The 269-nt window shown below is 62.5% G+C and carries 1 pseudogene; it reads right to left on the bottom strand.

Annotation, left to right across the window (positions count from 1 at the left end):
• Positions 1-269, bottom strand: a pseudogene (locus ACZ3HH_RS30160) (DUF2339 domain-containing protein); the annotation flags it as partial.

Genomic DNA, 269 nt, shown 5'->3' with positions numbered 1-269 from the left:
CGAGCACCGCCTGGGTTGCCAATTGCATCTGCCTTGGCTCGATGGCCAGCGTGGACAATCCGTCTCGAGCCCAGCGGTGCACGGCAAAGAGCACGAACAGCATGCCCAGTTCCAGCGGATTGATCAGCGGCACATAAGGCAGCGGCTCGGCAGAACCGTCACTGAGCAGATTGACCAGCCAGAACCAGCCCAGCAGAAGGACGGCCAACGGTAAAGCCGCGTAACTGCGGTACTCCCGCTGATAGGCAGCAACGGGCCAAGGCAGCGCG

The sequence above is a fragment of the Pseudomonas sp. PME37.24/025 genome (genome assembly GCF_055556615.1).
This window is presented reverse-complemented; position numbering and strand designations above follow the sequence as displayed.